The 23,853-nt window shown below is 70.3% G+C and carries 17 protein-coding genes; 7 read left to right on the top strand and 10 right to left on the bottom strand.

Going from position 1 to position 23,853, the window contains the following annotated elements; genetic code table 11:
• The first annotated feature begins 36 nt into the window (after positions 1–36).
• Positions 37–1,971, top strand: coding sequence for an alpha-glucuronidase (locus tag IF28_RS0101765; RefSeq protein ID WP_030212737.1), 1,935 nt, complete (start codon positions 37–39; stop codon positions 1,969–1,971).
• Here IF28_RS0101765 and IF28_RS0101770 read toward each other — a convergent pair.
• Genes IF28_RS0101770 through IF28_RS0101795 form a run of 6 tightly spaced genes read right to left on the bottom strand, consistent with a single transcriptional unit; the run spans position 1,965 to position 9,752 of the window.
• Complete coding sequence (locus IF28_RS0101770; protein ID WP_030212738.1) at positions 1,965–3,983, bottom strand: beta-galactosidase; 2,019 nt, start codon at positions 3,981–3,983, stop codon at positions 1,965–1,967. The genes IF28_RS0101765 and IF28_RS0101770 overlap by 7 nt on opposite strands.
• Positions 3,980–4,663 (bottom strand): hypothetical protein, encoded by a 684-nt coding sequence (locus IF28_RS0101775; protein WP_030212739.1) that lies wholly within the window; start codon positions 4,661–4,663, stop codon positions 3,980–3,982. Before IF28_RS0101775 ends, IF28_RS0101770 begins: the two co-directional genes overlap by 4 nt.
• Entirely contained in the window at positions 4,660–6,177 is a 1,518-nt protein-coding gene (locus tag IF28_RS0101780) for a GH39 family glycosyl hydrolase (RefSeq protein WP_030212740.1), read from the bottom strand. Before IF28_RS0101780 ends, IF28_RS0101775 begins: the two co-directional genes overlap by 4 nt.
• Complete coding sequence (locus IF28_RS0101785) at positions 6,174–7,829, bottom strand: extracellular solute-binding protein (RefSeq protein ID WP_030212743.1); 1,656 nt, start codon at positions 7,827–7,829, stop codon at positions 6,174–6,176. The genes IF28_RS0101780 and IF28_RS0101785 overlap by 4 nt, the downstream gene beginning before the upstream one ends.
• A 55-nt stretch (positions 7,830–7,884) precedes the next feature.
• Complete coding sequence (locus IF28_RS0101790) at positions 7,885–8,766, bottom strand: carbohydrate ABC transporter permease (protein ID WP_030212745.1); 882 nt, start codon at positions 8,764–8,766, stop codon at positions 7,885–7,887.
• Positions 8,760–9,752, bottom strand: coding sequence for an ABC transporter permease (locus IF28_RS0101795; RefSeq protein ID WP_030212755.1), 993 nt, complete (start codon positions 9,750–9,752; stop codon positions 8,760–8,762). Before IF28_RS0101795 ends, IF28_RS0101790 begins: the two co-directional genes overlap by 7 nt.
• Before the next feature lie 264 nt (positions 9,753–10,016).
• Here IF28_RS0101795 and IF28_RS0101800 point away from each other — a divergent pair, with 264 nt between their 5' ends.
• Positions 10,017–11,009: an acetylxylan esterase gene (locus IF28_RS0101800; protein ID WP_030212757.1), complete on the top strand. Its 993-nt coding sequence runs from the start codon at positions 10,017–10,019 to the stop codon at positions 11,007–11,009.
• A gap of 62 nt (positions 11,010–11,071) precedes the next feature.
• On the opposite strand, the gene IF28_RS0101805 is transcribed toward IF28_RS0101800, so the two are convergent.
• From IF28_RS0101805 to acnA, 4 genes are all read right to left on the bottom strand, one after another.
• Positions 11,072–12,160, bottom strand: a complete 1,089-nt coding sequence (locus tag IF28_RS0101805) for a lytic polysaccharide monooxygenase auxiliary activity family 9 protein (RefSeq protein WP_030212759.1) — start codon at positions 12,158–12,160, stop codon at positions 11,072–11,074.
• 182 nt (positions 12,161–12,342) lie between these two features.
• A complete protein-coding gene (locus IF28_RS39050) occupies positions 12,343–13,596 on the bottom strand; it encodes a caspase family protein (protein WP_051713567.1) in 1,254 nt (417 codons plus the stop codon).
• 13 nt (positions 13,597–13,609) lie between these two features.
• Positions 13,610–14,002 carry a hypothetical protein gene (locus IF28_RS0101815; protein ID WP_030212764.1) on the bottom strand — a complete coding sequence of 131 codons (393 nt, stop codon included), beginning with the start codon at positions 14,000–14,002 and terminating at the stop codon, positions 13,610–13,612.
• A gap of 124 nt (positions 14,003–14,126) precedes the next feature.
• Positions 14,127–16,850 carry an aconitate hydratase AcnA gene (acnA, locus tag IF28_RS0101820; RefSeq protein WP_030212768.1) on the bottom strand — a complete coding sequence of 908 codons (2,724 nt, stop codon included), beginning with the start codon at positions 16,848–16,850 and terminating at the stop codon, positions 14,127–14,129.
• Positions 16,851–17,145: 295 nt separating this feature from the next.
• On the opposite strand from acnA, the gene IF28_RS37370 reads away from it, so the two are divergent.
• The 5 genes from IF28_RS37370 (at position 17,146) to IF28_RS0101840 (ending at position 23,723) form a co-directional block, all read left to right on the top strand.
• Positions 17,146–17,346 carry a DUF4236 domain-containing protein gene (locus IF28_RS37370; protein WP_078620801.1) on the top strand — a complete coding sequence of 67 codons (201 nt, stop codon included), beginning with the start codon at positions 17,146–17,148 and terminating at the stop codon, positions 17,344–17,346.
• 70 nt (positions 17,347–17,416) lie between these two features.
• On the top strand, positions 17,417–18,946 hold the full coding sequence (locus IF28_RS0101825) for a helix-turn-helix domain-containing protein (RefSeq protein WP_030212771.1): 1,530 nt from the start codon (positions 17,417–17,419) through the stop codon (positions 18,944–18,946).
• 454 nt (positions 18,947–19,400) lie between these two features.
• Positions 19,401–21,107, top strand: a complete 1,707-nt coding sequence (locus tag IF28_RS0101830; protein WP_030212774.1) for a M4 family metallopeptidase — start codon at positions 19,401–19,403, stop codon at positions 21,105–21,107.
• 176 nt (positions 21,108–21,283) lie between these two features.
• The gene (locus IF28_RS0101835; RefSeq protein ID WP_030212777.1) at positions 21,284–22,180 is read left to right on the top strand and encodes an SDR family oxidoreductase; all 897 of its coding nucleotides are present in this window, start codon (positions 21,284–21,286) and stop codon (positions 22,178–22,180) included.
• A gap of 169 nt (positions 22,181–22,349) precedes the next feature.
• Entirely contained in the window at positions 22,350–23,723 is a 1,374-nt protein-coding gene (locus IF28_RS0101840) for a cryptochrome/photolyase family protein (protein ID WP_030212779.1), read from the top strand.
• Positions 23,724–23,853 lie beyond the last annotated feature (130 nt).

Genomic DNA, 23,853 nt, shown 5'->3' on the forward strand with positions numbered 1-23,853 from the left:
CGGGCGGCGCCCGCCAAGCGAGGGGAGAGCACGGGGATGGATGTCGACGCGGCCTGGCTTCCGGCGGAGGCGTTCCGGGCGGTCGGGAGGCGGCGGTCGCTGGTCCCGGCGGGCGGACCGCTCGTCGACACCGTGCGCCGCGAACTGGAGGACGCCTGCGAGCGGTTCGGCGGCCGGGTCGTACGCGAGGACGCCGAACTGGTCTTTGAGCTCACCGGGGGGCTGGGCGAGGAAGGCTTCGCGCTGACCCGCCGCGACGGCACCACGACCGTCGCCGCGTCGGACGAACACGGGCTGCTGTACGGCCTGTTCCACGTCGTACGGCTCGAGGAGGAGGCCTTCGCCGGTGACCGGCCCCGCGAGGAGCACCGTCCGGCGTACGCCCGCCGCATGCTGGACCACTGGGACAACGTGGCCGTGCACCCCGTCATGGGACAGGTCGAACGGGGTTACTCGGGAGGCTCGTTGTTCTGGGCCGACGGGCGGGCGCGCGGGGACTTCGAGCGGGTGCGGGCGTACGGCAGGCTGCTCGCGGCCTGCGGGATCAACGCCGTCGCCGTCAACAACGTCAACGTGCACGCGACCGAGGCACGGCTGCTCACCGACCGGATCGGTGAAGTCGCCGCGATCGCCGACGTGTTGCGTCCGTACGGCATCCGCACGCATCTGTCGGTCACCTTCGCCGCGCCGATGGTGCTGGGCGGACTGCCCACCGCCGACCCGCTGGACGAGGCGGTGCGCGGCTGGTGGGCGGAGGCGACGCGGCGGGTGTACGAGGAGATCGGCGACTTCGGCGGGTACGTCGTCAAGGCCGACTCGGAGGGGCAGCCCGGCCCGTTCGCGTACGGCCGTTCGCACGCCGACGGGGCGAACATGCTGGCCGCGGCGCTGGAGCCGTACGGCGGCACGGTGCACTGGCGGGCGTTCGTCTACGACCACCACCAGGACTGGCGGGACCGCGGCACCGACCGGGCGCGGGCCGCGTACGACCATTTCACCCCGCTGGACGGGCGGTTCGCACAGAACGCGGTGCTCCAGGTCAAGCACGGCCCGATGGACTTCCAGGTGCGCGAGCCGGTCTCCCCGCTGATCGGCGCGATGCCTCAGACCCGGCTGGCGGTGGAGCTGCAGGTCACGCAGGAGTACACGGGCCAGCAGCGGCACGCGTGCTGGTTGGGCCCGATGTGGAGCGAGGTACTGGGTTTTTGTCCGGACGGCGAGGTGAGCACCGGCCGGCTGGCGAACGGACTGGTGGCCGTGTCGAACGCCGGCGACGACCCGTTCTGGACCGGCCATCCGCTCGCCCAGGCCAACCTGTACACCTTCGGACGCCTGGCCTGGAACCCGGCGGCGGAGCCGAGGGCGATCCTGGACGAGTGGATCGCGCTGACCCATCCGGGAGCCGACGACCGGCTGACGGCCGGCCTCCACACCGTCCTGGACGGCTCCTGGTCGACCTACGAGAAGTACACCGCCCCGCTCGGCGTCGGCTTCATGGTGCAACCGGGCCACCACTACGGCCCCGGCGTCGACGGCTACGAGTACAGCCCCTGGGGCACCTACCACTTCGCCGATCGCGACGGCGTGGGCGTCGACCGCAGCACGGCGACCGGCACGGGCTACGCCGGCCAGTACGCCACACCGTGGTCCGGACTGTACGACTCCCCCGACACCTGCCCCGACGGACTCCTGCTGTTCTTCCACCACGTGCCGTACACCCATGTGCTGCACAGCGGGAAGACGGTGATCCAGCACATCTACGACACCCACTTCGAAGGCGTGGCGGACGTGGAGGAGGCCCGCCGGGTGTGGACGGGCCTCGCCGGCCTGGTGGAGCCCGCCCGCCACGCCCGCGTCGCCGAGCGCTACGAGGAACAGCTCCGCGGCGCCCGCGAGTGGCGCGACCAGATCAACAGCTACTTCTTCCGCAAGTCCGGGGTGCCCGACGAACGGGGGCGGACGATCTACTGAAGGCGCAGGACCGCCACGCCGAGCGGGCCGAGGGGGAAGGGCCGGTCCCGCTCGGTGTGCTTGCCGGTGAGGAGGTCGGTGGCAGGGGCCGGCGCCGTCACGTGGGCCTCCGCGGGTGCGTGGTTGAGGAGGAAGAGGAGGCGGGTGCCGTCGGGGGCGACGCGGGTCGCGGTCTCGACGGCTGGGTGGCTGGTGCGGGGGCCGATCAGGTCGTGGCGGGTCAGGATGCGGCGGATGATGTGGGCGGTGCCGGGGTCGTCCAGGGCCGTGGCGATGTACCAGGCTTCGCCCTCGCCGACGTGGTGGCGGGTGACGGCCGGGGTTCCCGCGTAGAAGTCGGTGGTGTAGGTGCCGATGGGTTCGGCGCCGCGCAGCCGCACGATCTCGAAGATCAGACGGGCTTCGGCGGTGACGTCGCCCAGGCGGACGGGGTTCGTGGTCCTCTCCGGGCGGGCGTCCCACTCGTCGACGCGGATGCCCATCAGCGGGGCGAGTGGGCCCGGAACGTCGGTGAGGAAGGCGCGGTCGTGTTCGTCCACGCGGCCGGAGAGGAACGTGGCCAGTACCGTGGCGCCCCTCGTGGCCGCCGCCTCCAGGCGCGCTGCCAGGTCGTCCTTGATCATGTGCAGGGCGGGGGCGAGGATCACGTCGTACGGGGTGAGGTCGGCGGTGACCGGGACGACGTCCACGTCGGCGCCGGCCTCGCGGGCGGCGCGGTAGTGGGTGTGGACCACCTCCTGGTAGCGGACGAGCCGGGAGGGGCCGTCGGACATCTCCAGGGCCCACCAGCTGTCCCAGTCGAAGAGGAGGGCGGTACGGGCGGGTGTGCGGGCGCCCAGGGTCGTGCCGCCCAGGAGTTCCAGCTCCTTCCCCAGCGCGGCGACCTCCCGGAAGACGCGGGTGTCGTCGCGGCCCGCGTGGCCGATGACGGCGCCGTGGTACTTCTCGCAGGCGCCGCGGGAGGCGCGCATCTGGAAGTAGAGGGCGGCGTCCGCGCCGTGGGCGATGGCCTGGAAGGTGGCGAGGCGCAGTTCGCCGGGGCGGCGCAGCGGGTTGACGTCACGGCAGGCGGTGGTGGACGGGGTCTGTTCCATCAGCCAGAAGGGGGCGCCGTCCTTGAGCCCGCGCATCAGGTCGTGGGCGAGGGCGGCGACGGTCGGCGGAGCGTCCAGGGGCGGGTAGCTGTCCCATGAGGCGAAGTCGAGGTGGGGCGCCCAGCGGTGGTAGTCGAGGGGGCGGAACAGGCCCATGAAGTTGGTGGTGACGGGCGTGTCCGGGTCATGGGCGCGGATCGCCTCCTTCTCGGCGAGGAAGCAGCCGAGCAGGGCGTCCGTGGTGAAGCGGTGGTAGTCCAGGGTGATGCCCTGGAACGCCGTGTGGTCGGGGCCGCGCCAGTGCTCGGTGAGGGCGCTGGGCGGTTCGATCTGGTCCCAGCCGGTGTAGCGGTGCGACCAGAAGGCCGTCCACCAGGCGTCGTTGAGGGCGTCGAGGGTGCCGTGCCGGTCACGGAGCCAGGCGCGGAACGCCTCGGCGCACAGGTCGCAGTAACAGACGCCGCCGTACTCGTTGTTGATGTGCCAGGCGAGTACGGCGGGGTGGCCGGCGTACCGTCCGGCGAGGCGGCGGGCCAGCCCGGCGGCGGCGCTCCTGTACGCCGGTGAGCTGGGGCAGAAGTTGTGGCGCTGGCCGTAGCGGTGGCGCCGGCCCTCGAAGTCGGTGCGGTTGACCTCCGGGTACCGCTTCGCCAGCCAGGGCGGGAGGGCGGCGGTGCCGGTGGCGAGACAGACCTGCCGGCCCTCGGCGGCGGCGCGGTCGAGGATCCGGTCCAGGACCGGGAAGTCGTAGGTGTCCTCGACGGGTTGGGTGAGGGACCAGGCGAAGACGCCGACCGTGAGGGTGTCGATGCCGGCCGCGGTGAAGAGCCGGTGGTCCGCGTCCCACACCTCCTCGGGCCATTGCTCGGGGTTGTAGTCGCCGCCGTACGGGATCTTCGGGGTGCGGGGCGGGGTCATGCGGTGAACTCCTCCTGGGTCTCGGCGATCACCGGGCGGCCGCTGTGCAGCAGGGAGAGCAGCAGCGGGGCGGCGAGGAGGGCGGGCAGGGCCTCGGTGAGCAGGGCGGTGCCGGCGGCGGTGAGGATCAGCAGGGAGAGGGCGCCGAGGGTGACGCGGGGGTGCCGGAGCAGGAAGTAGGCCGCGAGGCGGGCGGTGTCGCGGGCGCGGAAGGTGAACAGGGTGGTGAGGAGCAGGGCGTGCGCGCCCCACAGGAGGGAGCCGGTGCCGATGACGGCGAGGAGCGCCGCCCACCAGCCGGGGAGCCCCGTGGCCGCGAAGTGGGTGAGGGTGAAGGCGATCACCGTGAGCCAGGCGAGCAGCGGCGCCCACAGCTTCAGCACGGGTACGGCGTTCAGGCGCCAGCCGCGCAGGAAGGCGCGGGCGGGGTGGAGTTCGGTGAGGTCGCGGCCGCGGTGGTGCAGGGAGTAGAGGGCGGCGGAGACGGCCGGGCCGAGCGGCAGCAGGCAGAGGGCGGCGATCGGGAGGTTGGCGGGGTCGGGGGCGAGGAGGAGGAGCCCGGCGAGGCCCGGCGCCGCGGTGAGCAGCAGCAGGGCCTCGACGGTGACGAGCGTGTGGATCAGCGCGGCGGAGCGGGACAGCGGGCCGGTGCCGAAGGCGGCCGCCCGTACGGTGCTCACGGCGACTCCCGGCCCAGCAGCCGCCGTTCGTCCCACCAGGGCGGGGCCTCGTCGTGGACGGGGGTGAGTTCGACGAGGGTGATCTCGTGCCGGGCCAGGGTGAGTGCGAGGTCCGTGCGGCCGTCCTCGACCGGCAGCCGGTGGTGGGCGCGGGCGGGTTCGGAGGCGTCGTGGAGGATGTCGAGCTGTCCCGGCCTGGGCGAGCGGGGGCTGCCCATGTGCCGCCAGGCGGTGTACGCGTTGCCGCGCTCCTCGTCGACGGAGGAGCGGCGGACGAACGCCGTGCCGCGCGGTGCGGTGCCGACCGGCAGGGACAGCCGCAGGGTGTGCCGGTCCGGGCCGGGTGTCTCCCCCGTCGGGTCGACGGGCGCCCAGGCGAGCACGGTGACCCGGCCGTCGGCGTGCCGCGTCACCAGGTGGTCGTCGCCCCGGGCCAGTTGCCGCTCGCCCATGCGGGCCATGAAGGCGTACAGGTGGTACGTCGGCTTGCGCAGCTGCCGGTGGGTGAGCAGGCCGAAGCCGCCGTGGAAGAGGGCGGTGGGAATGCCGGACTCCTCGAAGACGTCGCTGAACGTCCAGTAGGAGTACGAGTCCGCGTGGTCACCGCCCGCCGTCACCACCGGGGCGAGGTAGGCGGCGTGGAAGGCGGTGTCGTGGACATGGTTGTCGGGCCGGTAGGAGGAGTTGAACTCGGTGATGTGGACGGGCAGCCCCTCCAGCCGGGTGCCCTCAAGCGTCCGGCGTGGCTCGGCGAACTGGGCGAGGAGGTCGCTCGCCGGGGCAAGGGTCTGGTGGGCGCCGAACGGGACGTGCTGGGCGGGGCCGGAGCTGTAGGCGTGCCGGGAGACGAAGTCGACGGGCACGTCGCGGCGTTCGGCGAACTCGGCGAACCGACCCATCCAGCCGTCCGCGCCGGGCGAGAGAGCCGGACCGCCGACCTGCAGCCCGGCGTCCACCTCCTTCACGGCGTACGCGGTCGCCTCGTACAGCCGGTGGTACGCCGCCTCGTCGGCGTTCAGCCAGAAGTCGGGCAGGTCGGGCTCGTTCCACACCTCGACGGGCCAGGTGCGCACCTCGTCGGCGCCGTAGCGGTCGATCAGGTGGGTCAGGGTGGCGCGGACCAGGTCCGTCCACTCCTTCTCGTCGGCGGGCGGGGTGACGTTGCCCTTCCACCAGAACACCGTCTTCTCCCCCGAGGCGAGCCCGCCCGGCATGAAGCCGAGTTCGAGGAAGGGGCGGACACCGAGGCCGAGGCAGGCGTCGAGGACCTGGTCGAGGTAGGTGAACGCGTGGTGGGTGCGGCGGGTGCCCTGCCACTCGTAGGGGCGGTGGATGCCCAGGCCGTCGCTGAGCAGACCGTGGCCCCGCAGATACCGGAAGCCGATGTCGCGCTGGAGCAGGGCGAGGGAGTCCTGGTAGTCGCGGCGCAGGGCGAGGTCGAGCCGGCCGGTGCCGACGCAGCCGCGCCAGGCGGCGGACAGGGGGCCGGACGGCTCCCCGGGGACGCTGATCACGCGTTCTCCTTCTTGAACCGTTCGTAGGCCTGGTTGTGCAGCTCGATGAACCGGTCCATGTTCTTGGCCTTCAGCTCCTTGACGTAGTCGTCCCACTCGGACAGCGGGCGCTTGCCGAGGACGAACTGGAGGGCGTTCTGGGTGACGTGGTCCTTCAGCGGGGTGTCCCAGAGGGTGGCCTGCTCCTGCTCCTCGGCGCGCAGCGGGTGCGGCGGGTCGGTGGGCAGCGGCTCGCGCCGGGCCATGGCGTCGGTGAACTTCTTCTCGTCGGGGCCGAAGGAGGAGGAGACCAGGGCCCAGCTGCCGCCGTAGGTGAACACACCGTTGAAGAAGCCGAAGTCCTTCTGGAGGTCCTTCGGGGCGTCCGGGTCGGAGCCCATGAGGCTGATGCCGGGCCCGAGTGCGTACGCGCCGGGCCCGGAGCGGGTGAACGTGGTGTTCTCCACGCCCCACTTGCAGAACTCCTGGCCGGCGTCGGAGTACCAGAGCCAGTCCACGAACTGCATCAGCGCGACGAAGTCGTCGCCCTCCAGGGCCTTGCTGGAGATCATCATGCCGTTCTCCAGGCGGGAACCGCCCAGCACGACCGGCCCGGCGGGGCCCAGCGGTACCGGGATCATCTCGATGGTGGCGCCCTTGACCTGCTTCTCCAGGTTGTAGCGGTAGTTCTGCACCAGCTCCTGAGGATTGGCGCTGATCGCGAAGGACTTCTCCCCCAGCAGCTTCCTGACCGCCTCGTCGTCGGTCTGGGTGAAGCTCTCCGGGTCCATGAGCTTCTCGGCGACCAGTTTGCGCAGATACTCGACGACCTGGCGGAAGGCGTCCCTGGCACCGGTGAAGACGAACGTGCCCGCCTTGGCGTCCCAGCTGGTGTTCAGGTACGACCAGCCGGCCCGGACGCCGTGGGCCTGGCCCAGATACTGGAACAGGGCACCCGCGGGGAAGGGGGTGTTGGTGCTCCAGCGGTCGGTGAACGGGTAGCGGTCCGGGTACTCCTCCTTCAGCGCCCTGAAGGTCGTGTACACCTCGTCCCAGGTGGTGGGCAGGCTCAGACCGTGCCGGTCGAGGACGTCCGTGCGGAAGGACAGCGAGTAGCCCTGTTTGACCTTCTCGTGCAGTCCGGGCAGCAGATAGTAGTTGCCGTCGGACTGGCGCAGTGAGTCGACCTCCGGCTGGAGGTTCCATCTCTTCACCTTGTCGCGGAAGTTGGGCATCAGATCCACGTACTCGCTCACCGGGAGGATCGCGCCCGAGGAGACGAACGCGGTCTCCGCGCCCGGGTAGGTCTTGGGGATGAGGAGGGGGGCGTCGCCCGCGCCGATGAGGAGGCTGCGCTTCTTCTCGTAGTCGCTCAGCGGGACCGGGGTGGCCTTGAAGGTGACGCCGGTGCGCCGGGTGAGCTCCTTCCAGAACAGCCAGTCGTCCTTCATCGGGTAGACCGGGTTGTTGTTGTGGAGGAGGGAGAAGGTGAGCGGCTCGGTGGCCTTGAACTGCTGGCCGGCCCGGTAGTTCTTCATGGCGCCGTCGCGCTTCTTCGACAGGTCCTTGCCGTCGCCGCCGTCACCGCCGCCGCAGCCGGTGAGGGCGGCGAGGCCGATGAATCCGGCGGCACCGAGGATCTGGCGGCGCGACAGCTGTCCGGTGTTCTTCACGGGGACTCCCTTGGTACGTCGGCGCGTTGCGGGGACGGCGGGGCGGTGCGGGGGATCAGCCCTTGACCGCGCCGAGCATCACGCCCGAGACGAAGTAGCGCTGCACGAACGGGTAGAGGCAGAGGATCGGCAGCGAGGTCAGCACGATCGTGACGGCCTGGATGTTCGCCGAGACCTGGGTGAGCTGCTCGGTGGCCGCGCCGGCGCCGGCGCCTCCGGTGGCGCCGGCCAGAAGGTTGCGCAGATAGACCGTGACCGGCATCAGTTCGGTGCGGTCCATGTAGAGGAACGCCGAGAACCAGGAGTTCCAGAAGGACACCGAGTAGAAGAGCACCATCGTCGCCACGACCGCCTTCGACAGCGGCAGCACGATCCGCAGCAGGACGCCGTACGTACTGAGGCCGTCGATCTGCGCGGCCTCCTCCAGTTCGGACGGCAGGCTCTCGAAGAAGGCCTTCATCACCAGCAGGTTGAAGACACTGATCGCGTTCGGCAGGGCGATCGCCCACACGCTGTTCTTCAGCCCGAGGCTGGTGATCAGGACGTAGTGGGGGATCAGACCGCCGGTGAAGAACATGGTGAAGACGGCGATCCCGACCAGGGCGCCGCGCCCCTTGAGGTTCTTCTTCGACAGGACGTAGGCGTAGCAGGTGGTCAGCACCATGGCGACGGCGGTGGAGACCACCGTGTAGAAGACGGTGTTGCCGTAGTTGCGCCAGAACATCGAGTCGTGGAACACGATCTCGTACGTGGTGAGGCTGAACCCCTTGGGCCACAGGGTCACCTCACCGGCACGGATCTGCCGCTCCCCGCTGAACGAACGGGCGATGATGTTGAAGAAGGGGTACAGCGTCAGCAGGACGACCAGCGTGAGGATCACCCCGTTGACGCGCTGGAAGACGCGGTGGCCGCGGGTCGGCCGGACGGTGCTCACCACAGGCTCGTCCCCACCGTGCGGCGCGACAGCTGATTGGCCGAGGTGATGAGCACCAGGCCGATGACCGCCTCGAACAGGCCGATCGCCGCCGCGTAGCTGAAGCTGTTGGACTCCACACCGGTCCGGTACAGATAGGTGGAGATCACGTCGGCGGTCGGATAGGTCAGCGGGTTGTAGAGCAGCAGGACCTTCTCGAAGCCGACGGCCATGAACGTGCCGATGTTGAGGATCAGCAGCGTGATCATGGTGGGGCGGATGCCGGGCAGGGTGACGTGCCAGATCTGCCGCCAGCGGCCCGCGCCGTCGATGCGGGCGGCCTCGTACAGGTCCTCGTCGATGGTGGTGAGCGCGGCGAGGTAGAGGATCGTGCCCCAGCCGGCGGTCTGCCAGATCTCCGAGCCGACGTAGACGGTGCGGAACCAGCCGGGTTCCTGGATGAACCGGATCGGATCGTGCCCGAACCAGCCCAGGACATGGTTGACCGGGCCGTCCGTGGCGAGCATCTGCAGCGTGATACCGGCGACGATCACGATCGACAGGAAGTGCGGCAGATACGACACCGACTGCACGAACCGCTTCAGCGACTTTTGGCGCACCTCGTTCAGCAGCAGGGCGAGGACGATCGGGATCGGGAAGCAGAAGACGAGCGTGAGTCCGCCCATCCACAGGGTGTTGTGGAACACCTGCCAGAAGGTCGGGTCGGACAGGAACATCTCGACATAGCGCAGCCCCACCCAGTACTCGCCGAGGATCGAGCCGCCCGGCTCGAAGCGGCGGAACGCGATCACATTGCCGATCATCGGCAGATAGCGGAACACCAGGAAGAACAGCAGCGGCAGCACCGCCAGCGAGTACAGCTGCCAGTCCTTGCGCAGCGCGCGCCGCCGGCCGGTGCGCGCGGGGGAACGGGTGCGCCGCGGGGGTCTCTTCGTCGGCGGCGGGTCCTGCGTGCCCGGCGGTTGAGCCGACGTGGTGGAGGTGCTCATTGCTCGGGCCTCCCGTGCCGATGACGCGGAACCGAAACTTTCGAGCTCTTACCGATAACTTCGCGGCAACCTATGAGCAGTGGTAAGCGCTGTCAATGGGTGGTGCGCGGGGAATTCCAGAGGTCGGGACGGTGGTCGGATCCGGTGCGTACGGCTGTGGAAGGGGGCCCTGATCTGTTAACGTCCCCGGAACTTTCCGCGTCTCGTCCGCAACGATCGGCCGTATCGCTCATTCGACTCCGCTTCGACTCCGCGAGGTGTCCCGTGCCCGCGTTCGACCTGCCCCCGGCTGAACTGGAGCGCCACCGCCCCGACATCGAGGAGCCCGCCGACTTCGACGCGTTCTGGGAGCGCACGCTGGAGGAGGCGTCGGCGCAGGGGGATCCGCTGGTGTCGGTACGGCCGGTGGCGAACGGGCTGCGGCTGACGGAGTCCTGGGACGTGACGTTCCGCGGCTTCGCCGGCGACCCGGTGCGCGCCTGGTTCAGCCGCCCGGCGGGCGTGACCGAACCCCTCCCGGCGGTCGTGGAGTTCGCGGGTTACGGTCGCGGGCGGGGCCTGCCGCACGAGCGGCTGACGTGGGTGAACGCCGGGTACGCGCATCTGCTGATGGACAACCGGGGGCAGGGCGACCAGTACGGCTGCGGCGGCGGCACCCCCGACCCGCACGCACGGGCGCCGGGCGGCCCCGGTCCGGCGGTGCGCGGGCTGCTGGACCCGCGGGACTACCACTACCGCCGGCTGATCGCCGACGCGGTGCGTGCGGTGGCCGCCGTACGCGCGCTGCCCGGGGTCGACGCCCCGCGTGTCGCCGCCGTGGGCAACAGCCAGGGGGGAGGGCTCGCGCTGGCGGTCGCCGGACTCGTACCGGATCTGGCGGCGCTGCTGGTCACCGCTCCCCTGCTCTGCGGCATCCGCCGCGCCCTGGACCTCACCGACGTGCCGCCGTACGGCGAGATCAGCGCCTATCTCTCGGTGCACCGGGGCGCCGAGCAGGCCGCCTACCGCACGCTGTCCTATGTGGAGGGCGTGTCGTTCGCCCGCCGGGCACACGCCCCGGCCCATTTCGGGGTCGGGCTGCGCGACACGGTCTGTCCGCCGAGCGGGGCGTACGCGGCGTTCAACCGGTACGCGGAACGCGCGGACGGGGACCCGGCCAAGGTGCTGCACGCCTATCCCTTCAACGGGCACGAGGGCGGGGACGCCGTGCATGTACGGCGGCAACTGGACTGGCTCGCGGCGCTGTCGGGCGGCTGAGCGCGGGTGCGGGCGGCACCGATGACGACCGGACACGCCATCGGGGCCGCCCACGGGGCGGTTCAGCCGACCCGGCAGGGCAGGGTCGTCGTACCGTCACCGCCCGAACCGGTGACCACGTAGCCGAACGTCGCGCTCTCCCCCGGATCGAGGGAGCCGTTGTGGCCGGCGTTGTGGACCATCACGTTCTGACCGTCGTAGGTGGCGTCGCCGTTCCACAGGCTGGCGACGCTCTGCCCGGCCGGGAGGGCCCAGTCGACCATCCAGCCGAGCATCGGCACGTCGCCGCTGTTGGTGACGGTCACCTCGGACTGGTGGCCGCCGTTCCAGCTGCCCGTCGTACGGCGGGTGGCGGAGCATTCGCCCGGAACGGGTTCGGCCGGGTTGCCGGGGTCCTTGATCCCGGTCACCTCGCCGTTGCCGCCGTCGAAGACGACGTCCGAGCAGGAGTAGAAGGTCTCCGCGCTGTCCGAACGCTGCCAGACCATATAGATGATGTGCCGGCCGGACTTGCCGTCCGGAAGCTGTCCGCTCCAGCGGTAGTCGGCCTCGACACTGCCCGGGGACCCGTTGAGCGGCGGGTGGTCGACGGAGAGGAAGGGCTGCTCCTCCATGTCGTCCCAGGTGAGCGTGGCCGTCGGGTCGAAGCCGTCCTTGGTGATGTAGACGTGGAACCAACCCGGGTGCGCGGCCCAGGCGTTGTAGGAGAAGTCGACGGTCGCACCCGAGGTGAGATGGGTGACCGGCCAGTCGGCGCCGGGCGTGTTGAAGCCGCTGAAGTTGGTGTTGCCGCCGCTGCACAGCTGCCCGTCGGGCACGAAGCCGCTGGTGCGGCCGGCACCGTCGGAGCGCAGCACCGAGAACCAGTTGTAGAAGGCGGTGGTGCCGCTGACCTGCGCGGCGGTCCTGCAGGCCGGGTTGACCGGCTTGATCTCGCCGGTGTCGGACAGCGCGTCCTGCCAGCACAGGAAGGTGCGGCTGCCGGGCTTCATGGGGGTGCCGTGGGCCTCCGCGTCGCCGCCCGCCGTCACGACCAGGCCGATGGCCGGGATGGTGGCGAGCAGGGAGACCAGGACGAGGAAGAGGGCTCGGGTACGGGTGGGAAGCGGCGAGTGGGGAGCGGTATCACTCCTGGATCTTGATGTGATCATGACATACCTGTCCGTGGGGTGAACGGTCGTCGCAGGCGGGTGGCCGGGCGCGGCGGGAGGACCTCGACGGCGGGTTCCGGTCCACCGAAATATGGGAGCGCTCCCACCACGCCCGTGAGGGGACCGTAGCGCGGAGCGACGCTCTTGTAAACGCTTACTGCGCCGCGGAGTTGTGGGGTGGGTCAGCCGATGTCGTTGATCACGCGTCGGAGGTTCTGCGCGACTTCGCCGCCTTCGAGGAGGAAGACCAGCCTTGTCAGGTGGGTGTCCCCGCGTGGCGTATTCCGGACGGCGTGGGCGATCGCGACGGCGTCCTCACGCATGCGGACACCCCGCAGGTCGACCTGGCGGCCCAGCTTCTCGCTCAGGAGGATCGCGAACCGGATCCGGGACTGGGGGTCCTGTACGCACGGGAGGGTGATGAGGGCCTCGGTGAGGCGGACGAGGGGGTCGAGGGAGCTGTCGTCGTCCGATGCGGCGTCCGGGTGCGCGGGCGGGGGCTCCGCGGGCGGGAATCCCACGGGCCGGGACGAGCGAGGCGGCGGCGCGGGGGCCGGGACGAGCGAGCGCGGCGGAGGCGCCGGGGCCGGACCGAGCCGGGGCGAAGCCCGGTAGGAAGGTGACATCCGAGCCGACACGGGCGGTGCCGGGGCCGACGCGGGCGGTGCCGAACCCGACGCCCCCGGGTTCAGCACCGAGCGGGCGATCACCACCCGGCGTTCCAGCTCCGCCCACATCTGCGGGCGTTGCCGTACGTCCGCGCCCTGCAGTTCCTCGTACACGTAGTCGTACAGTTCGTGGACGCCGATCCAGCCGTCGCCGTCCCGGTCCGCCTCGCCGGTGCTCAGGCCCTTGATCACGGCCCGGGTGAACCGGGACGACTCGGTCTCCGGCTCCAGCCGCGTGACCGGGTCGCCGCCCTCCCAGGCATACTCCGTGCGGTTCGTCGCGGTGAGCACCGCGCGGCCGTGTCCGGCGAGTTCGTCCTCGAGGTGGACCGCGCCGTCACCCTTGCTGCCGGTGAGGAAGGCTCCGCTGTAGCAGCAGTCCAGCAGCAGGACGACCGACCGGGCCCGGCACTCGCTGATCCGCTGCCGTACGAACTGGGCGGAGACGGAGGTGGAGGCGAGCCATCGCGCGTCGGTGTCGGTGGCGGCGAAGTGCAGCTCGCCGTTGTGGTTCTTGAGGCCGTGGCACGAGATGTGCAGCAGCAGCACATCGTCCCTGCGCCGGTCCTGGAAGAAGTGCTCGATGGCGAGGGCGACTTCGTGGTGCGGGGCGTCGACGACCATCCCCACCTCGAAATCCCCGATCCGCGAGTCCTCGAGCACGTCCGCCAGCGCCTGGGCGTCATGGGCGGGTGAACGCAGCTGCCTCAGGGGCTGGTTGTCGTACGTACCCGTCGCGACGAGCAGCGCGTACCGTCGTGCGGCCACGGTCGTACGGCCCTCAGTCGCCCTGGCCGGCGGCCGGCTCCGGCTCCGCCTGCGGACCGTGTGCGGCCAGGAAGGCGTCGACGATGCGCCGCTGGTCGGCCGAGGACACGGCCTCCAGCTCCAGGCTGTCGTCGCCGAGGGTGACGCTGACCGTGCGCACCGGGCGGTTCTCGATCCAGGTCCGTACGAGGTCGAGCACGGAGCGGAGCGCGATGGGGGCCAGAGTCAGGGCGAGCGCGCCGACCGCGATGGCGTCCACGGGCTTGGCCCCGTCGGGGACGTCCCCGGAGCGGACGGTCTCCACGGCCTCGACGTCCAGTTCGAGCAGCCGCTCGCGCAAGAGCAGTGTCAGTTCGTCGAGTTCTTCCTGGTCACTGTCCTGACGTCCCGTCAGTTCCAGTCGCATGCGCCGTGTGCCGCCCACCGCCACCCCCGTCGTCCGGTGAGATGTCAGCGTACAACGGGGCGACGGCGAGGGCCGCGCCCCCGGTCGCCCGGGGACACGGCCCTCGATCGCTGTGCCGTACCGCCTACTTGCGGATCAGGCTGCGCAGCACGTACTGCAGGATGCCGCCGTTGCGGTAGTAGTCGGCCTCACCGGGGGTGTCGATGCGGACGACCGCGTCGAACTCGATGCCCTTGTCGGTGGTGACCTTCACCGTGCGCGGGGTGGTGCCCTCGTTGAGCTCGGTGACGCCGGAGACGGAGAAGGTCTCCTCACCCGTCAGGCCGAGGGACTCGGCGGTGTGGCCCTCGGGGAACTGCAGCGGCAGGACGCCCATGCCGATGAGGTTCGAGCGGTGGATGCGCTCGTACGACTCGGCGATGACGGCCTTGACACCGAGCAGGGCGGTGCCCTTGGCGGCCCAGTCGCGGGACGAGCCGGAGCCGTACTCCTTGCCCGCCAGGACGACCAGCGGGATGCCCTGGTCGATGTAGTTGCGCGAGGCGTCGTAGATGAACGACACCGGAGCGCCGTCCTGCGTGAAGTCGCGGGTGTAGCCGCCCTCGGTGCCCGGCGCGATCTGGTTGCGCAGGCGGATGTTGGCGAACGTACCGCGGATCATGACCTCGTGGTTGCCGCGGCGGGAGCCGTAGCTGTTGAAGTCGCGGCGCTCGATGCCGTGCTCCGTGAGGTACTTGCCGGCCGGGGTGTCGGCCTTGATGGCACCGGCCGGGGAGATGTGGTCGGTGGTGACCGAGTCGCCCAGCTTGGCGAGCACGCGGGCACCGGAGATGTCCTCGACCGGGGCCGGCTCCATGCCCATGCCCTCGAAGTAGGGGGGCTTGCGCACGTAGGTGGACTCGGCGTCCCACTCGAAGGTGCCGCCGGTCGGGATGGGCAGCGCCTGCCACTGGGCGTCGCCGGCGAAGACGTCGGCGTAGGACTTGGAGAACATGTCCTCGCCGATGGCGTTCGCCACGACGTCGTTGACCTCGGCCTCGGAGGGCCAGATGTCCTTCAGGAAGACCGGGTTGTTGTCCTGGTCGTATCCGAGGGCCTCGCGGGTGATGTCCACCGTCATGGAGCCGGCGAGCGCGTAGGCGACGACCAGCGGCGGGGAGGCCAGGTAGTTCATCTTGACGTCGGGGTTGATCCGGCCCTCGAAGTTGCGGTTGCCGGAGAGCACCGACGTCACGGCCAGGTCGTGCTCGTTGACCGCCTGGGAGACCTCCTCCGGCAGCGGGCCGGAGTTGCCGATGCAGGTGGTGCAGCCGTAGCCGACGAGGTTGAAGCCGACCTTGTCGAGGTACGGGGTCAGACCCGCCTTCTCGAAGTAGTCGGTGACGACCTTGGAGCCCGGGGCGAGGGTGGTCTTGACCCACGGCTTGCGGGTCAGGCCCTTCTCCACCGCCTTCTTGGCCACCAGCGCGGCGGCGACCATGACGTACGGGTTGGAGGTGTTGGTGCAGGAGGTGATGGCCGCGACCGTCACCGCACCGTGGTCGATCGTGTAGGTCGTGCCGTCGGCGGCGGTGACCTCGACCGGGTGGGAGGGGGTGCCGTTAGAGATGGCCGGGGCGTCGGAGGCCGGGAAGGACTCCTGGCCGGCCTCGTCGACGTCACCGCCGTCCTTGACGTAGTTGCGCACGTCCTGGGCGAACTGGGCCTTGGCGTCGGCGAGGACGATACGGTCCTGCGGACGCTTCGGGCCGGCGATCGACGGGACGACCGTGGCCAGGTCCAGTTCGAGCTTCTCGGAGAAGTCCGGCTCGGCCTTCGGGTCCAGCCAGAGGCCCTGCTCCTTGGCGTACGCCTCGACCAGGGCGACCTGCTGGTCGCTGCGGCCGGTCAGGCGCATGTAGTTCAGCGTCTCGTCGTCGATCGGGAAGATCGCGGCGGTGGAGCCGAACTCCGGCGACATGTTGCCGATGGTGGCGCGGTTGGCGAGGGAGGTGGCGGCCACGCCCTCGCCGTAGAACTCGACGAACTTGCCGACGACGCCGTGCTTGCGGAGCATCTCGGTGATCGTGAGCACCAGGTCGGTGGCGGTCGTACCGGGCTTGAGCTCACCGGTCAGCTTGAAGCCGACGACGCGCGGGATCAGCATGGAGACCGGCTGGCCGAGCATGGCGGCCTCGGCCTCGATGCCGCCGACGCCCCAGCCGAGCACACCGAGGCCGTTGACCATGGTGGTGTGCGAGTCCGTGCCGACCAGGGTGTCGGGGTAGGCCTTGCCGTCCCGGACCATGACGACGCGGGCCAGGTGCTCGATGTTCACCTGGTGGACGATGCCGGTGCCCGGCGGGACGACCTTGAAGTCGTCGAACGCGGTCTGGCCCCAGCGCAGGAACTGGTAGCGCTCGCGGTTGCGGCCGTACTCCAGGTCCACGTTCTGCTTGAACGCGTCGTTGGTGCCGAACTTGTCGGCGATGACGGAGTGGTCGATGACCATCTCGGCCGGGGAGAGCGGGTTGATCTTGTTCGGGTCGCCGCCCAGCTCCTTGACGGCCTCACGCATGGTGGCGAGGTCGACGACACAGGGCACGCCGGTGAAGTCCTGCATGATCACGCGGGCCGGCGTGAACTGGATCTCCTGCGACGGCTGGGCCTGGGAGTCCCAGCCGCCCAGGGCGCGGATGTGGTCGGCGGTGATGTTCGCGCCGTCCTCGGTGCGGAGCAGGTTCTCCAGCAGCACCTTCAGGCTGTAGGGAAGGCGCGCGGAGCCCTCGACCTTGTCCAGCCGGAAGATCTCGTACGACTCGTCGCCCACCTGCAGCGTGCTGCGGGCGTCGAAGCTGTTCGCCGACACGACAGTCTCCTTCATTGATGTGCGCGTACCACCGCATCCTGCCGCCACGCCGCCCTGGCCTATCCGTTAAGGTAAGGCTAAGTTAGGTAGCCCTTACCAGGGTGGCGGCTGCGGTGCGCCTCGGCAGATATCTCGATGTCGAGATAACTCTAGTACACGAGGGCCGAATGGTCATGCCCCGGACCCATCGCACCACCGCCACGCCCCGACCGCATCGCGACCGGGAGTCATCAGCACGCCCGGCCGGGGTAGGCGACTGATACGAAGTCAGTTCCGGACGGGAAGGGACACGGGCATGCCGCTCACGTTTCGCAAGAGCTTTCGGATCCTTCCGGGGGTGCGGCTGAACATCAACAAGCGGTCGTGGTCCATCACCACGGGCAGCAAGAACGGCCCCCGGTACACACGGAGCAGTACGGGGCGTCGTACGACATCGATGGATTTGCCGGGACCTTTCGGCTGGCGCCGGACTCGCCGGACGCGCCGCACCGGGTGACACTGACGTCACGTCACCCGAATGGACCCCCCAGGATGTGCCATCTCATATCTGAGATAACCTCATCCTCATGTCAGACGACTACCTCGTACGCATCGGCAAGCTCATCCGTGACGCCCGTCAGCATCGCGGGTGGACGCAGACGCAGCTGGCCGAGGCGCTCAACACCAGTCAGAGCGCCGTCAATCGGATCGAGCGCGGAAACCAGAACATCAGCCTTGAGATGATCGCCCGGATCGGCGAGGCCCTGGACAGCGAGATCGTCTCGCTGGGCTATGCCGGACCGATGCATCTGCGCGTGGTGGGCGGCCGCCGCCTCTCCGGCGCCATCGACGTCAAGACGAGCAAGAACGCGTGCGTGGCCCTGCTGTGCGGCTCGCTGCTCAACAAGGGGCGCACCGTGCTGCGCCGCGTCGCCCGCATCGAGGAGGTCTACCGCCTCCTGGAGGTGCTGAACTCCATCGGCGTACGCACCCGCTGGATCAACGACGGCGTGGACCTGGAGATCGTGCCGCCGGCCGAGCTGGACCTCGCGTCCATCGACGCGGAGGCCGCCCGCCGCACCCGCTCCATCATCATGTTCCTCGGCCCGCTGCTGCACCGCCTCGACCGCTTCATGCTGCCGTACGCCGGCGGCTGCGACCTGGGTACGCGCACCGTCGAGCCGCACATGATCGCGCTGCGCCGGTTCGGCCTGGACATCGCCGCGACCGAGGGCCAGTACCACGCGGTGGTCGACCGCTCCGTCGCCCCCGACCGTCCGATCGTGCTCACCGAGCGCGGGGACACCGTCACCGAGAACGCGCTGCTGGCCGCCGCGCGCCACGACGGTACGACCGTCATCCGCAACGCCTCCTCCAACTACATGGTCCAGGACCTGTGCTTCTTCCTGGAGGCGCTGGGCGTCAAGGTCGACGGCATCGGCACCACCACGCTCACCGTGCACGGCGTGCCGAACATCGACGTCGACGTGGACTACTCCCCCTCCGAGGACCCGGTCGAGGCGATGAGCCTGGTGGCCGCGGCCGTGGTGACGGAGTCCGAGCTGACGGTCCGCCGGGTGCCCATCGAGTTCCTCGAGATCGAGCTGGCGGTCCTGGAGGAGATGGGCCTCGACCACGACCGCTCCCCCGAGTACTTCGCCGACAACGGCCGTACGCGCCTGGTGGACCTGACCGTGCGCCCCTCCAAGCTGGAGGCGCCGATCGACAAGATCCACCCGATGCCCTTCCCGGGCCTGAACATCGACAACGTCCCGTTCTTCGCGGCGATCGCGGCGGTGGCCCAGGGCCAGACCCTCATCCACGACTGGGTCTACGACAACCGCGCCATCTACCTCACCGACCTCAACCGCCTCGGCGGCCGTCTCCAGCTCCTCGACCCGCACCGCGTCCTGGTCGAGGGCCCGACCCGCTGGCGCGCGGCCGAGATGATGTGCCCGCCGGCACTGCGACCCGCGGTCGTCGTCCTCCTGGCGATGATGGCGGCGGAGGGCACGTCCGTACTGCGCAACGTGTACGTCATCAACCGCGGTTACGAGGACCTGGCGGAACGCCTGAACTCGATCGGGGCGCAGATCGAGATCTTCCGGGACATTTGATGTGCGGATGCCGCCGCACCCTGTTCTGCCCGCTGCTCAGCGGGTCAGGACGGGGGCGGCGGCATCCGTCCCGGTCCGGCGCTCGTGCGCTGTGGGCGCGGTGAGCATGCGCGGCCCGTTTCACGGGGACGGCAGCGCGGACTCCGGGAAGAAGTAACGCGCCCGGGAGTTCACGGACGCCACGGTTCTGATCGCACATCCCAAGATGCGACGCGGATACGCTGAAGCTAGTTTGGACATGTGCTGATCGGGGCCGGATCGTCGAACCTGGTCGAGCCCCAGCCCGCTCCGTTCGGTTGAGAAGCCGGACCATTCCCGTATTGCCTTCTTCACGCTCGCACTGGAGTGCGCCGCTGTGCCCGTCGCTCACTTCCTGTGGGTGAGAGCGCGGCAGAGAGGGCGGTGAGCGAGTCTCTCGCGACATCCCGCGCCCTGCTCGAGAAGGAATGTCTTCATGCCCGATCAACAAGCCGCAGACAATGGTCTGAGCAACTTCTCCTTGCACACGTTCGACGAGTCGTCGTCCCGCACCGTCGCGCAATTGCAGGAGGAGCAGGCTGAACGTCCAGGGATCAGGCCGGAGGGACTGGTAAGCGAGCGCGACCTCGATCCCGAGACGGCGGCGCGTCGCTACCTCGAACAGGCCCTGGCAAGCGCGACGGTGCCGTCCTTCAACGCTCCGGTGGCGAACGGAGTCACCAGCCGGTTCAAGACGATCGGCACGGAAACACTCCCGCTCACCGACACCCGCACGGTGAAGTTCCGTCAGACACTGAACGACATCCCGGTCTACGGCTCACTGGTGACTGTGGAACTCGACAAGGACAACGACCTGATCGGCATCGACTCGGCTCTCGGCGATCCCCGGGAGGTCGACCCGGTCGCCACCGTCTCGGCGGGCGACGCCCTGGCGGCGGCCGCCGCCGGGCCGCATGGTTACGTACCCGTCCTGGCCGGTGTGGTTCCCCACCTGAACCACTACTTCGACGCCACCGCGTCTCGCTGGCGGCTCGTGTACATCCTCGAAGACGTGCCGGTGACCCTGGACCACACGATTGAGCCTCGGCCGGGCGAGGAAAGCACATTCGAGCCGCCCAGGTTCGTCGACTACGTGGTGGACGCCCACGACGGGCACGTCGTAGCCGTCCTGCCGCGCACACCCAGCATGGCCACTGGTGAAGAGCAGACGGCGGCCGACAGCTTCGGCGTCGCTCGCACCTTCCTCGTCTCACGGCAAGGCGAACGCCTGGTGATGGACGACCCCATCCACCATGTGCAGACCTTCGGCTTCGCTTTCGGTGACCCCTCCGTCGACCATGACCGGCTGCCGGGTTCCCTCATCACCGATCCGCCGAGCTGGACACCGAGCGCCGTCAGCGCCCACGTCAACGCCGTCGCGGTGTCCGAGTTCCTGCGCGATGTGCTGCGCCGGGACAACATCGACGGTCGAGGTGGTTCCATGCGGTCGACCATCGACTGCGTCGTCGCCGACAGCAGTCCCGGCCCCAGGCAATGGGTCAACGCCTTCTGGGACGGCCGGCAGATGGTCTACGGCCAAGTGCTGCGCGGGGACGAACTGCTCTCTCTTTCCGCCAACATAGACGTGGTGGCGCACGAGATGTTCCACGGCGTCACGGACCACACCTCACGTCTGGAATACGCCTTCCAGCCAGGGGCCCTCAACGAGTCCTACTCCGACATCTTCGGAACGATCGTCGCCAACTCGGGGAAGGAGGATCCCCGCACCTGGGACTGGCTGCTGGGTGAAAACCTCCTGCCCGGGGACAAGCCGTTCCGGGACCTGTCGGACCCGCCTCGATTCGGGCAGCCGGCACACATGGACCAGTTCCGCGTGCTGCCCAACACCCGGGCCGGTGACTGGGGCGGGGTGCACGTCAACAGCGGGATACACAACAAAGCGGCCTTCCATCTGCTCACCGCACAGGCCGACGACGGCTCACTCGAAATGAGCCCGGCCGAAGTGGCGGCCGTGTTCTATCTGGCCCTCACGCAGCGGCTGTCGCGGACCTCGCAGTTCACGGACAGCCGACGCGCGGTCGTGGCCGGCGCGCGGACGCTGTTCCGAACACTGCCCGCAAACCGGCTGACCTCCAAGGTCGCCGCAGTCGAAGCGGCCTTCACCGCGGTCGGGATCCCTTGAACCTGGTGACGGAGCCGGTGAGCGGCCGGCCGCGTGCCATCAGTTGCGGCTCCCGGTTCCTCCGGTACCGGAGCCGGGCCGGGCCGGGTCGGGTCGGCAGGGAGCGGCTGACGTGCCCCCTTACCGGAAGGCGTCTAGCGTGGGCCGGGCAGACCCACCGCGGAAAGGGGCCAGCCATGCCGGTCGTCCGTAGCCCTCTGGCCGGTCGCGTCGCCGTCGTGACCGGGGCCGCGCGGGGCCTCGGGGCGGCGATGGCGGAGGTACTGGTCGAGCGGGGCGCGCGGGTGGCGCTGCTGGGCCGGGAGGAGCGCACGCTGGCCCGGGTCCGGGACTCGCTGCCGACAGGGAGCTCCGCGTGCTGGGAGGCGGATGTCACCGACGACCGCGGCATGCACCGGGTCGGCGCCGAGATCCGTGCCCGGCTCGGGCCTGTCTCGGTGGTCGTCGCGAACGCCGGGGTGGCGGAGGGCGGTCCGTTCACCGAGTCGGATCCCGCCGTCTGGCGCCGCGTCGTCGAGGTGAACCTCATCGGCAGCGCGATCACCGCGCGCACGTTCCTGCCCGACCTGATCGACACGCGCGGTTACCTCCTGCAGGTGGCGTCACTCGCGTCGATAGGCGCGGCACCGATGATGAGCGCCTACTGCGCGTCGAAGGCGGGAGTGGAGTCGTTCGCCCACGCGCTGCGGGCCGAGGTCGCCCACCGGCGGGTGGGCGTGGGGATCGCCTACATCAACTGGACGGACACCGACATGGTGCGCGACGCCGACGAGCACGCGGTGCTGCGGGAGCTGCGCGGGCACATGCCGGCTCCGGCGCGCAAGGTGTTCCCGGCCGCGTACGTGGCGGGGCGGCTGGTCACCGCCGTCGAACGTCGCCGTGCGTCCGTGTACGTCCCCCGTTGGCTGCGCTCGACCCAGTTCGTACGGGCCGCGATGCCGCCCGTCGTCACCTGGCTGTCCCGGCGCGAACTGCCGCGGCTCGCGGCGGCGGAGCCGTTCTCGGCGACGGGGCTGCTCGGCGCCGGCGGCCGGGCCGACCACGCGGCGCACCACGGCGGTCCGTCCGGTTGAGCGTTCGGGCCACGCGGGAGCCGGCCCGGCCGGCACGTGTTCACGGCCCGCGGGAGTGATCAGCGGCCCGCGACGCATCCGGCGTCGGCGTCCCCGGCGAAACGTGGAGCACGAGGCACCCGTTCCCGTAGCAACGCGTACCACTGCCCACTGCGCCAGGAGTGATGCCATGACCGTCGCGGTCGTCCTGTTCACCTCGGACCTGCGTCTGCACGACCATCCCCCGCTGCGCGCCGCGCTGAAGGCGGCGGACGAGGTGGTGCCGCTGTTCGTACTCGATCCCGGCATCCACGCGGCAGGCTTCGACTCGCCCAACAGGAGTGCCTTCCTCGCCGACTGCCTGGACGACCTCGACGCCTCGCTGCGCCGCCGCGGTGGCCGGCTGCTGATCCGGAACGGGCCGGTCGTCCGTGAGGTCCGCGAGGTCGCCGCCGAGTGCGGGGCCACCGAGGTGCACATGGCCGCGGGCGTCACCGCGTACGCCCACCGCCGGGAGGAGCGGCTGCGCGAGGAACTCCGCGGCGGTGGTGCCGTACTGCGTGTGCACGAGGCGGTGATCACCGCTGTCGCCCCGGGGGCGGTGACGCCCTCCGGCTCCGACCACTTCGCCGTGTTCACCCCGTACTTCCGCCGCTGGTCGCAGGAGCCGCTGAGGGAGCCGCTCTCCGCGCCGCGAAGCGTGCGCGTCCCCGGCGGGATGCGCGGCGAGCCGCTGCCGGACCGGGCGAAGGCGGCCGGCGCCTCGCCCGGTCTGCCGACCGGTGGGGAGTCGGCCGGACGCGACCGGTTCTCCCGGTGGACGCGTTCCGGACTGTCCCGTTACGAGGACCGGCACGACGACCTGGCGGGTGACGCCACGTCCCGGCTGTCGCCGTACCTGCACTTCGGAGCGCTGTCACCCGTGGAGCTGGTGCACCGCGCCCGGAAACACGGCGGGCCGGGCGCGGAGGCGTTCGTACGGCAGCTGTGCTGGCGGGACTTCCACCACCAGGTGCTGGCCGCCCGGCCCGGTGCGTCGGCCGAGGACTACCGCACGCGCCACGACCAGTGGCGGAACGAGGAGGACGCCGCCGAGGACATCGCCGCATGGCGGGACGGCCGGACGGGCTATCCGGTCGTCGACGCGGCCATGCGCCAGCTGCGCCACGAGGGCTGGATGCACAATCGCGCGCGCCTGCTGGTGGCGAGCTTCCTGACGAAGACGCTGTACGTCGACTGGCGGATCGGCGCCCGGCACTTCCTGGACCTCCTCGTGGACGGTGACATCGTCAACAACCAGCTGAACTGGCAGTGGGTCGCCGGCACCGGCACGGACACCCGCCCCCACCGTGTCCTCAACCCCCTCGTCCAGGCCAGGAGGTTCGACCCGGACGGCAGCTACGTACGCCGCTGGGTTCCCGAACTCGCGGGCGTGGAGGGGAGGAAGGTGCACGAGCCCTGGCGCCTCCCGGCGGACCGGCGCGACGCACTGGACTATCCGGAACCGGTCATCGACCTCGCGGACGGGCTCGCGCGGTTCAAGCACGCCCGCGGCCGCGACTGAGGAGCCCGCCCTCTCGCACCCCGGCTCTCCGGGCGGCCGGCCCGGCCCTGCGCCGTCCGGGTACCCGGGCCGGTGAGCCGCTGAGGTGAAGTTCGTCCGGCACCGGCGCGTAACCGGGCAGGAATCAGCG

The sequence above is a fragment of the Streptomyces sp. NRRL WC-3626 genome, assembly GCF_000718785.1.
Taxonomy (GTDB): Bacteria; Actinomycetota; Actinomycetes; order Streptomycetales; family Streptomycetaceae; genus Streptomyces; species Streptomyces edwardsiae.

Excerpts from the sequence above, each read along its gene's own strand:
- IF28_RS0101830 (WP_030212774.1), top strand. The coding sequence starts at position 19,401 with ATGCCCGATCAACAAGCCGCAGACAATGGTCTGAGCAACTTCTCCTTG.
- IF28_RS0101765 (WP_030212737.1), top strand. The coding sequence starts at position 37 with ATGGATGTCGACGCGGCCTGGCTTCCGGCGGAGGCGTTCCGGGCGGTC.
- IF28_RS37370 (WP_078620801.1), top strand. The coding sequence starts at position 17,146 with ATGCCGCTCACGTTTCGCAAGAGCTTTCGGATCCTTCCGGGGGTGCGG.
- IF28_RS0101795 (WP_030212755.1), bottom strand. The coding sequence starts at position 9,752 with ATGAGCACCTCCACCACGTCGGCTCAACCGCCGGGCACGCAGGACCCG.
- IF28_RS0101835 (WP_030212777.1), top strand. The coding sequence starts at position 21,284 with ATGCCGGTCGTCCGTAGCCCTCTGGCCGGTCGCGTCGCCGTCGTGACC.
- IF28_RS0101815 (WP_030212764.1), bottom strand. The coding sequence starts at position 14,002 with ATGCGACTGGAACTGACGGGACGTCAGGACAGTGACCAGGAAGAACTC.
- IF28_RS0101770 (WP_030212738.1), bottom strand. The coding sequence starts at position 3,983 with ATGACCCCGCCCCGCACCCCGAAGATCCCGTACGGCGGCGACTACAAC.
- IF28_RS0101840 (WP_030212779.1), top strand. The coding sequence starts at position 22,350 with ATGACCGTCGCGGTCGTCCTGTTCACCTCGGACCTGCGTCTGCACGAC.
- IF28_RS0101825 (WP_030212771.1), top strand. The coding sequence starts at position 17,417 with ATGTCAGACGACTACCTCGTACGCATCGGCAAGCTCATCCGTGACGCC.
- IF28_RS0101805 (WP_030212759.1), bottom strand. The coding sequence starts at position 12,160 with ATGATCACATCAAGATCCAGGAGTGATACCGCTCCCCACTCGCCGCTT.